This window comes from Microbulbifer sp. TYP-18, assembly GCF_040932045.1.
GTDB lineage: Bacteria > Pseudomonadota > Gammaproteobacteria > Pseudomonadales > Cellvibrionaceae > Microbulbifer.
The window spans coordinates 55,773-64,362 of the sequence record NZ_JBFRBC010000022.1 but is presented as its reverse complement, the minus strand read 5'-3'; the positions used below and the strand labels follow the sequence as shown (position 1 = coordinate 64,362).

General features: G+C 54.3%; 5 protein-coding genes. 2 read left to right on the top strand and 3 right to left on the bottom strand.

The annotated features are described in order from the left end of the window. A partial coding sequence (locus tag ABVT36_RS15590; RefSeq protein WP_368457366.1) for a hypothetical protein occupies window positions 1–233 on the top strand: 233 nt, incomplete at its 5' end. Window positions 234–453: 220 nt separating this feature from the next. Next, window positions 454–1,827, top strand: coding sequence for a cell envelope integrity protein CreD (gene creD / locus ABVT36_RS15585; protein WP_368457365.1), 1,374 nt, complete (start codon window positions 454–456; stop codon window positions 1,825–1,827). Between the two features lie 89 nt (window positions 1,828–1,916). On the opposite strand, the gene ABVT36_RS15580 is transcribed toward creD, so the two are convergent. From ABVT36_RS15580 to ABVT36_RS15570, 3 genes are all read right to left on the bottom strand, one after another. Further along, window positions 1,917–3,575, bottom strand: a complete 1,659-nt coding sequence (locus ABVT36_RS15580; RefSeq protein ID WP_368457364.1) for an acetolactate synthase large subunit — start codon at window positions 3,573–3,575, stop codon at window positions 1,917–1,919. An 89-nt stretch (window positions 3,576–3,664) separates the two neighbouring features. Continuing rightward, window positions 3,665–5,278, bottom strand: a complete 1,614-nt coding sequence (locus ABVT36_RS15575; RefSeq protein WP_368457363.1) for an FAD-dependent oxidoreductase — start codon at window positions 5,276–5,278, stop codon at window positions 3,665–3,667. A gap of 381 nt (window positions 5,279–5,659) precedes the next feature. Next, a complete protein-coding gene (locus ABVT36_RS15570; RefSeq protein WP_368457362.1) occupies window positions 5,660–8,497 on the bottom strand; it encodes a M16 family metallopeptidase in 2,838 nt (945 codons plus the stop codon). Window positions 8,498–8,590 lie beyond the last annotated feature (93 nt).

Sequence of the window (8,590 nt, the reverse complement as noted above, 5' to 3'; positions counted from 1 at the left end):
TTCCAGGTGAAAAAACAAACAATCTCAGGGTTGTTTTGGTCAAATTCAGGCCCGCACCAGAAAATACTGATACTGCCGTAGCGATTGTTGAGTTATTCAGACGTTCCTTAGATCTTTCCTTTCATTCAGAAAATATTTACATAAAATATCGTTGTAGAAGATTGTATGCGATAATTTCACCGAATTTTCTTGTGTTGGAACTTCTCGATATTATGGAGTTCACTGTGTTCTGAAATTTCCACCATTAGCCCAGCCCCACATATTCTTTAATACCGCGTGCTCGTATCGGGTAAAGCGGTGCCGTAAAGTTTCAGAAATGCATAATATTTGGCAAATTATGCCCCCGTGGTCCCGATATCTTCCGCCGGCACTTGCCATAATTGATCATAATCTTGCCATAAGCTAGCCAGGATGCTCTTTTAATGTGTGTTGGGTTTTCCAAGGAGAAACTCAATGCAAAGCCAACTGGCAATTAAAATATTGATAATTTTTGTAGTCGGAATACTATTGTTGATCCCAATCAGCATGGTAAAGCATAAAATTAAGGAGAGACAGGCATTTTTGGATCAGGCTAAAGCCGCTGTAGCGAAAAGTTGGACAGGCAGTCAGACGATTTTCACGCCAATTTTGGTCATCCCATATCAGAGACAGGTGCCCATAGCCTCTCCTGGGGAGCAGTCTCCGGATGCTGTGCAGAGCAAAACTGTACGGGAGTTCAGCTTTATCGTTCCAAACCAACTGAATCAGAAGATCGAAGTTGATAATGACAGTGTCTACAAGGGCATATATGAAGTGCCTGTCTACTTCTCCAGTATCCTACTAACGGGTGTGTTCAATTCAGAAAAGTTGAATGAACACCTGCAGGAAATCGAAAATAAGCCACAGTTTAAATCAATCGAAACACCTTATTTGACATTGCATATAGCCGATATGCGGGGAATCGATCGCAAGCCGGAGCTGTTGCTCAATCAGAAAGCAGTCGACCTGCATCCCGGGAGCCGTCTCAAGGCCATAGGGTCGGGTCTGCACACCTATTTGGATTATGGCCTGGCACGCGATAAGGCGCTCAATTTTTCGTTGACCGTTTCTCTGCGTGGAATGGAGCAACTTTCTTTTGTGCCCCTGGCGGACCATGCGACAATCCAGCTTCAATCCAATTGGTCCCATCCGGAATTTATTGGTGCTTCCCTACCCAAGCACCGGGATATTACGAAAGAGGGTTTTTTTGCCCGCTGGGAGGCAACCCGTTTTTCCGGACACTGGGTGGGTTTCGCCGATCGCTGTATCTCAGGCAATGATTGTAAGTTACTCCTGAGCTCCTCCTCTGGAGTGCGGTTTATCGAACCCGTAGATATCTATTTGCAGTCTGAGAGGGCGGTGAAATATGCGATATTATTTATCGGTTTGAGTTTTATTAGTTTTTTTATTTTTGAGCAGGTGGCTCGCCGCCGTATTCACCCAATACAATACGCATTTGTTGGTCTGGCTATATCTGTGTTTTATTTGCTATTGATCTCTCTGTCGGAACACATCGTATTTTTCCGGGCCTACCTGATTGGGGTCTTGTGTTGCTCCTCTCTAATACTATTTTATGTCCGGTATATGCTCGGTAGCTTCAAGTCCGCATTGCTGTTTAGTGCAATGATTGTGGTTCTTTACAGTTTGTTGTATGTCATAGTGCAGGCAGAGGACTTTGCCCTGTTAATGGGAGCTGCACTCGTGTTTCTTGTGTTGGCTGCACTTATGTATACTACGCGTAATATTGATTGGTATAACATTTATTCCCATGCAAAAGCTGAAAAACTTAAAAACCCAACGCTTAAATAATAGTGGGCCGTTGGGGGTATAAACCAATTCACTATTGTATGTTCTTGGGAACCCGGCAGGGTTCCCGATACTGCCCTGATTAAAAGGGTTTAAGGAGCAATTTTCTTCTTTAATGCCTTGCTCAATACCCGCGGCAGATTTGGCAGTATTTTTAGCAGACGGGGCAGTACTTTGCGCTTCATTCCGTTAAGTGACTCGGGTATCACTGCCTCTATCAGGTGTGGGCCAGGATTATTGAGCGCATATTCCATCGCTTTTAATAGTGCCTCCGATGTTTTCACCCGTGTGCCGTGCACGCCCATACTTTGAGCCAATAGCGCATAGTTTGTGACCGGGCCACTGATATCAAGTTGGGACTTGGCTTTCTCTCCGGCTTCTTTCGCTCCCACCCGCTCCAATTCAACATTCAAAATAGAATAGGAGGCGTTGTTGAAGATAATGGTGGTCACGTCCAGGTTCTCCCGGGCCATAGTCCACAATGCCTGGTTGGTGTACATGGCCGTGCCGTCGCCAATAAGGGCCAACACCGGCCTGTCCGGGCAGGCTACAGCAGCTCCTATAGCGCTGGGCAGCCCCTGACCGATAGCTCCGCCCGTGAGGGTGATCATATCGTGTCTCGGGGCGCCGGCAGTCATCGCATTGAGCAACAAGCCAGAAGTGATGGATTCGTCCACAATAATACTGTTTTCCGGCATCAACTCACCTACAGCGCGGCATACCTTTTCAGCGGTAAGTTTGCCCTTGGGTCTGCCCGGCCGGCCGGCTGGTTGCAGCATTGGCTGTGCCTGGCTGGCACCTAGCACCTCCGCGAGCTTGTTCAGGTTGGCTGTGGCATCCTGCTCAGGCGTACTCAGCGTGTGGGCGGTACAGCTATCCGGGACTAAATAACTCTGCTTGCCCGGGTAGGCAAAGAAAGACACAGGGGCTTTAGCGTCCACCAAAATCAGGTTGTCGAATTCGGACAGCTGCAGGGAGACCAGTTCCGCCAAATAGGCAATACGCTCGACCGGCGGCAGGCCGGCCCCCCGTTGTATGCGCGCGGGAAAGGTTTCCGCAAACACAGTAACACCCGTGTGAGCGGCGATGCGGGCAGCTGCCAGCAGCCCCGGTTCCCGCAGGGCCCGACCGCCGAGCAGCATAGCGGTTTTCCTGCCGTTGCGTATTGCGTCGGCCACGCTATCGATGACCTTATTGTCCGCTGTCGGTGCCTGCGGCTGGGGGGGGGCCGCACAAGGCTGGCCGCCATCCCCCCAAGAGACGTCCGCAGGCAGAACCAGGGTGGCTACCTGGCCGGGCAGGCCCCGGGCGGCAGTGACGGCATCGGCGGCGTCTCGGCACAGGGATTCGGTGCTTTCCGAAGTACGGACAAAATTCGGCGAAACATTGCGAGCGACGGTTTCTATATCTGACTGCAACTGCGCATCGTACTTTACATGATAGGTAGCGTGGTCACCCACGATATTGACCACTGGGGAATTACCCTTACGGGCGTTATGCAGGTTGGCGAGACCATTCCCCAAACCACAACCCAGGTGCAGCAAGGTGGCTGCGGGTTTGTCCGCCATGCGGGCGTAGCCATCGGCCGCTCCCGTTGCCACGCCTTCGAACAACGCCAGAATTGCCCGCAGCTTGGGTTCGCCATCCAGGGCCGCAACAAAGTGCATTTCGCTGGTACCAGGATTGCTAAAACACACTTCAATACCGGCATCCACGAGGGTTTTTATCAATGCTTGGGCGCCGTTGGGCATCGCTTCTCTCCAGATTTTATTCTTGTCGTAGGGCTTATTTTAATTTGCTTATGCTAAGGCCAACTCAGTTAGTGTAAACAGGCCCTGGATCAATTGCCCCGGTTGATCGACCTGGCTGCTGCCTTGGCGGTGAGGATGCAGCCGGGCAGGAAAGTGCCCTCGAGAGAGCGTTTGCCATTGCTGCCACCACCACCGAAACCAGCGGCCTCGCCAACACAATAGAGTCCGGAGATGGGCTTGCCGCTGGCATCCAACACGCGACTTTGCAGGTCGGTCTGTAACCCACCCAGGCTTTTGCGGGTGGTCAACTGTGTCTGGATGGCGATAAACGGTCCGGCGCCGGCTTTTTGTAGTGGCGCAGGCTTGCATGTGCGCAAACGATCCGGCCCCCACTGACGCGCATGGCAAATCAAGCGGATTTGCGCATCATTGTTGAGTTGGTCGCCTTTGCTGAAGTTCGCATCAAAGCTATCCGCAGTGGCTTTCAGTACTGCCGGGTCAACATCCAGCGAGCAGGTAAGTGCGTTCATTTTTTTTGCCAGCCCATCCAGGGTGTCATCCACAAGAAAGTGATTGCTCTCGTTCTGCATCTGGTCCACTAAAAGTTTGTTACCCAATAGAATTTCTTTAAGAAGTAACGGAAATTGTTTATCCCGGATGCGGGCATTGTGCTCTGCACCGGAAATAGCAAACTCCTTCAATGCAATGCGTCGGTTGAGTAGTTGCCATGTCCAGGGTTTCTCCTGAACGGCAACCTGCTGGCATAACCAGTGGGTATCGAAACCGGTAACCAGGGGTTCCGGGCCGATACGTTCACCGCGATGGTTGAGCCACAAAGCGGACTTACAGGGAATGGAGGAAAGGCCATGACCGGGGAAGTGGGGAAATGGATGCGGAAAACCGGCGGCGTAATTCCACATTTCGCCGGCGTGGGTAATACAGGCCCCGAGATTGTCCTCCGTCCAGTGATGCAGCTTGCCATCAGAAAAAGGATGCGCACCGTTGAGCATCTCGGTGGGCTGCGGCCGGTCGATTGGCCAATTGGCCCGGCACCCAGCGTGGTCGCCGTTTATCCCCCCCATGGCCAATACAACATTAGGCGCCTGGAAGCGGTGTTCCGTGCCGGTTTCTTCGTTGACCGCTATGGCCCCGTTCACTTCTCCCGCTTGCCGGTCCAGTGCAGTGACTCTGTGGCCATGATAAATCGACAGTTTCCCCTGGGCGCCTGCCTCCTGCAGCGCATTCACCATGCATCGAACCAGCTCCCGGGAGGTACCCCAGACGATATGGTAGCGGGGTACGCTGTTACCGTCGCCAAAGCGGCCCCGTTCCACCCAATTGACCGATGGCAAAAATTTAAGTCCTTCACTGGCGAGCCAATCGTATACTTCAGCCCGCGAGTGCTCTACGTAATAGCGGGCCCACTGTATCGGCCATTTATCCTGCGGGTCTAACTCGCCAAAGCGCAGCCAGTCCTGCAGCGCCAATTCCGGACAGTCGGGAATTTTCATACGGCGTTGCAGCGGTGTGTCGATCAGTGCCATACCGCCAAAGGCCCACAGCGCTAAGCCGCCAAACCGCTGTGGCGTATCCCGATCTACAATGGTGACCGTTTTACCTGCTCTTACTGCCTCCAGTGCCGTGACAATGCCTGCTAGACCACCCCCGGCAATCAAAAGATCAGAGCAAACAGGTTTTGACATGGTGCTATTCCGTATTTTTGTTGTTGCAGCAGACCATATAACACAATTCTCAGTGCTTGATAGACTTAGCGGGCCACTAAATTGACTTTACAAGCCACGCTGGGCAGCTGTGAAAGAGATTTCTGCTTCCCCAAAGGAAAAGTTTTTGCAAATCCCTGTATCCGTAATCTTACAGCCCAGGCGGTTCCGCGCAATGGCGCAGTCTTTCAAGGGTGGCAATGCAATCGAGGCGGCGTTCTCTATGGGACCGCAGGGTCAGTATTTTGGCGGTTACTGAGCGCTGGCAATTTGTGTTTAGAGAGCAATGCAGCCGGGGAAGTTTTCGCAGTGGGATTGTTTGATCGCCGCAGCTGGGTTTACCAGCTGCGGCTGCGGGTGAGGCTACTGCCCGCTGGCTGTGGTGCCGCTTGTGACCGGCTTGCCGTCGGCATCAATTTCAGTAATTGGTCCGATATCCAGGCTTTGGATCTTGCCGGCGATTTTTTCCTTGTCGCCAACAATCACCCAGACAAACTGCTCCGGTCTTATGGTGCTGCGGGCCAGGTCGTGGATAGTGTTTAGATCGGCAGAGCGAATCTGCTCCGCGTAACCGTCCATATAATCCAGTGGCCGATCATATTTCACCATGTTGGAGACGGCACCGGAAACCGCACCGATGGTCTCGAAGCGCCCGGGTAACTCATTGACCCTTTTGTCTTTCACCTTCTGCAACTCTGAAGCCATCGCCGGCTTGTTGCCAATATAGGCGCGCAGCTCTTTTTGCAGCTCCTGCAGGGATTCGCTGGTCTTGTCGGTCTGCACCGGGGCATAGACGAGGAACGGCTGCTGTCCCTTGGCACCGGTCATAAATGAATAGGCGCCATAGGCCCAGTGTTTTTCCTCGCGCAGGTTCATATTGATCCGCGCTGTGAAGGTGCCGCCGAGAATATCGTTCATCATGTGCATGGCTTCCCGTTCGGGAATTCTCTCCGAGGGTGCCAGCAGGCCGCCGATGATGATGGATTGCTCAGATCCCGGCTTGTCGATCAGATAGACACTGGCTTTCTCCGGAAGGGCCACTTGAGACAGGTTTTTCTGCGGCAGTGCTGTTTCCGGGGCGCGCCAGTCGGCAAAGTACTGCTCGAGCTTGCCCATCAGCGCTTCCATGCTGATGTCACCGGTGACTACCAGGGTGGCGTTGTCCGGGCGCAGCCAGGTCTGGTGATAGGCGACCAGGTCATCGCGGCTCAGGGACTCGATGGAACTCTCGGTACCGGAACCGGTAAAGGGCACCGCATAGGCGTGGTCGGCACCGTACAGAAGCGGTGGCAGGGTGCGCAGCGCCATCTGCACCGGCCTGGTTTTTTCCTGCTTTATGTTGGCGATCCAGCGACTGCGTTTGCGCTCAATCTCCTCTTCCGCAAAGGCGGGGTTGAGAAGAATATCGGCAAACAGGGCCATGGAATCGTCCAGATTACTGCTGAGCGCATTGAGGCTAACATTGGAAACATCGATATCGGCACCTGCCGAGATACGCGCGCCCAGCATTTCCTCCCTGGCGCTGATTTCCAGAGCGCTCAGTTTCTTGGTGCCTTCTTTCATCATGGACATGGCATAGCTGGAGGTTCCCAGTGTCTTGCCCTGGTCGGCCGCATAGCCGGCGTCGAACACCATGCGCATATCCACCACCGGCACTGAGTGGCGCTCGGCCAGCACCACTTTCATGCCGTTGGCCATTTCCGCAGTCTGGATCTGTGGGAAAGGTACCGACGGGAACTGTCCCAAGTCCGGCAGGCTGGAGCGATCAGCGCCCGCCTCCGCCACCTGGTACTCGGGGAAGGGGTGCACTTCCAGGTTGTAGTCACCGCTGCTGAGCCATCGGTCAGCGGCTGCGCGCACCTGCTCCGGTGTGAGCTGGCGCTTGTTGGCGATACTGTCCAGCAGGCCGTTGGGGTTGCCCAGATAGAGTTCGCCGCGCGCCAGGGTCACGCCCTTGCCGCTCCAACCGCCCACCTGCTCCAGATTGCGGGCGGCGCTGGCGTACTCCGACATATTGACCCGCGCCAATTCCTCCTCTGTGGGACCTTCGGCGAGAAAACGCTGCAGCTCTTCCTCGATGGCGACCTCCACATCGGCCAGATCGACGCCCGGCTTTGCATCGGCAATAATCGAGAAAATAGCGGCCAGTTCAAATTCGTACAGGCTGATGCTGACATTGGTGGCGATCTGGTCTGTGTATACCAGGCGTTTATACAGGCGCGAGTTCTTGCCATCGCCCAGTACCGCAGCGGCCAGTGAAACGGCATCGGCATCGCTGTGGCCCAGATAGGGCGTATTCCAAACCTTGTAGACACGCGACTGTGCGACGCGATCGTACATGGTGTCCCGCTTGGACTGATCGCGCTTGGCGATCCAGACATCTTTTTTCACCAGCGGCGGACCGGCCTGGATATCGCCAAAGTACTTGGCGACCTTCTCTTTGGCGGTGGCCACATCGATATCGCCCGCCAGCACCAGTACTGTGTTGGCGGCGCCGTAGTAGGTTTTAAACCACTCGTGGACGTCCTCCAGAGAGGCCGCATCCAGGTCCTCCATGGAGCCAATGGTGGTCCAGGAATAGGGGTGCCCCTCGGGGAAAATGGCGGCCTGCATCTGCTCCCAGACTTTGCCATAGGGCTGGTTCATACCCTGGCGCTTTTCGTTTTGTACCACGCCGCGCTGCTCGTCGAGTTTTTCCTGGGTGATCACGCCGAGCAGGTGACCCATGCGGTCGGATTCCATCCACAGCGCCATGTCCAGGGCGTTGCTGGGCACCGTCTCGAAGTAGTTGGTGCGGTCCAGCCAGGTAGTGCCGTTCATGCCCGTGGCGCCGGCGCGCTCGAACGGTTTGAAGAATTCATCGTTGTAGTTTTCAGAGCCGTTGAACATCAGGTGTTCGAACAGGTGGGCGAAGCCGGTACGCCCAGGCTTTTCGTCCTTCGAACCCACGTGGTACCAGACACCCACGGACACGATCGGCGCCTTGTGATCCTCGTGTACTATCACCCGCAGGCCGTTGGGCAGGGTGAATTTCTCGTAGGGAATATGCAGTGCCTCTGTAGCGGTGGGCATCTGGCTCTCCGCGACCGGACCGGTTTCCGCTGTGGCACTGGGGCTGGTTTGTGTTTGTGGAGGTTTGTCACAGGCGGCCAGCGCCAGGGACAAAGCGAGGGGAATCCAGTGGGGTTTTACGATTTTCATCGAGGTTTCCTTACGCGGTAGATTTATTTTTCTAGGGGCCTTCCCCAGCCCTTGCAGAAACTACCGGCGAACCCAGGTTCCACTCTTATGTAG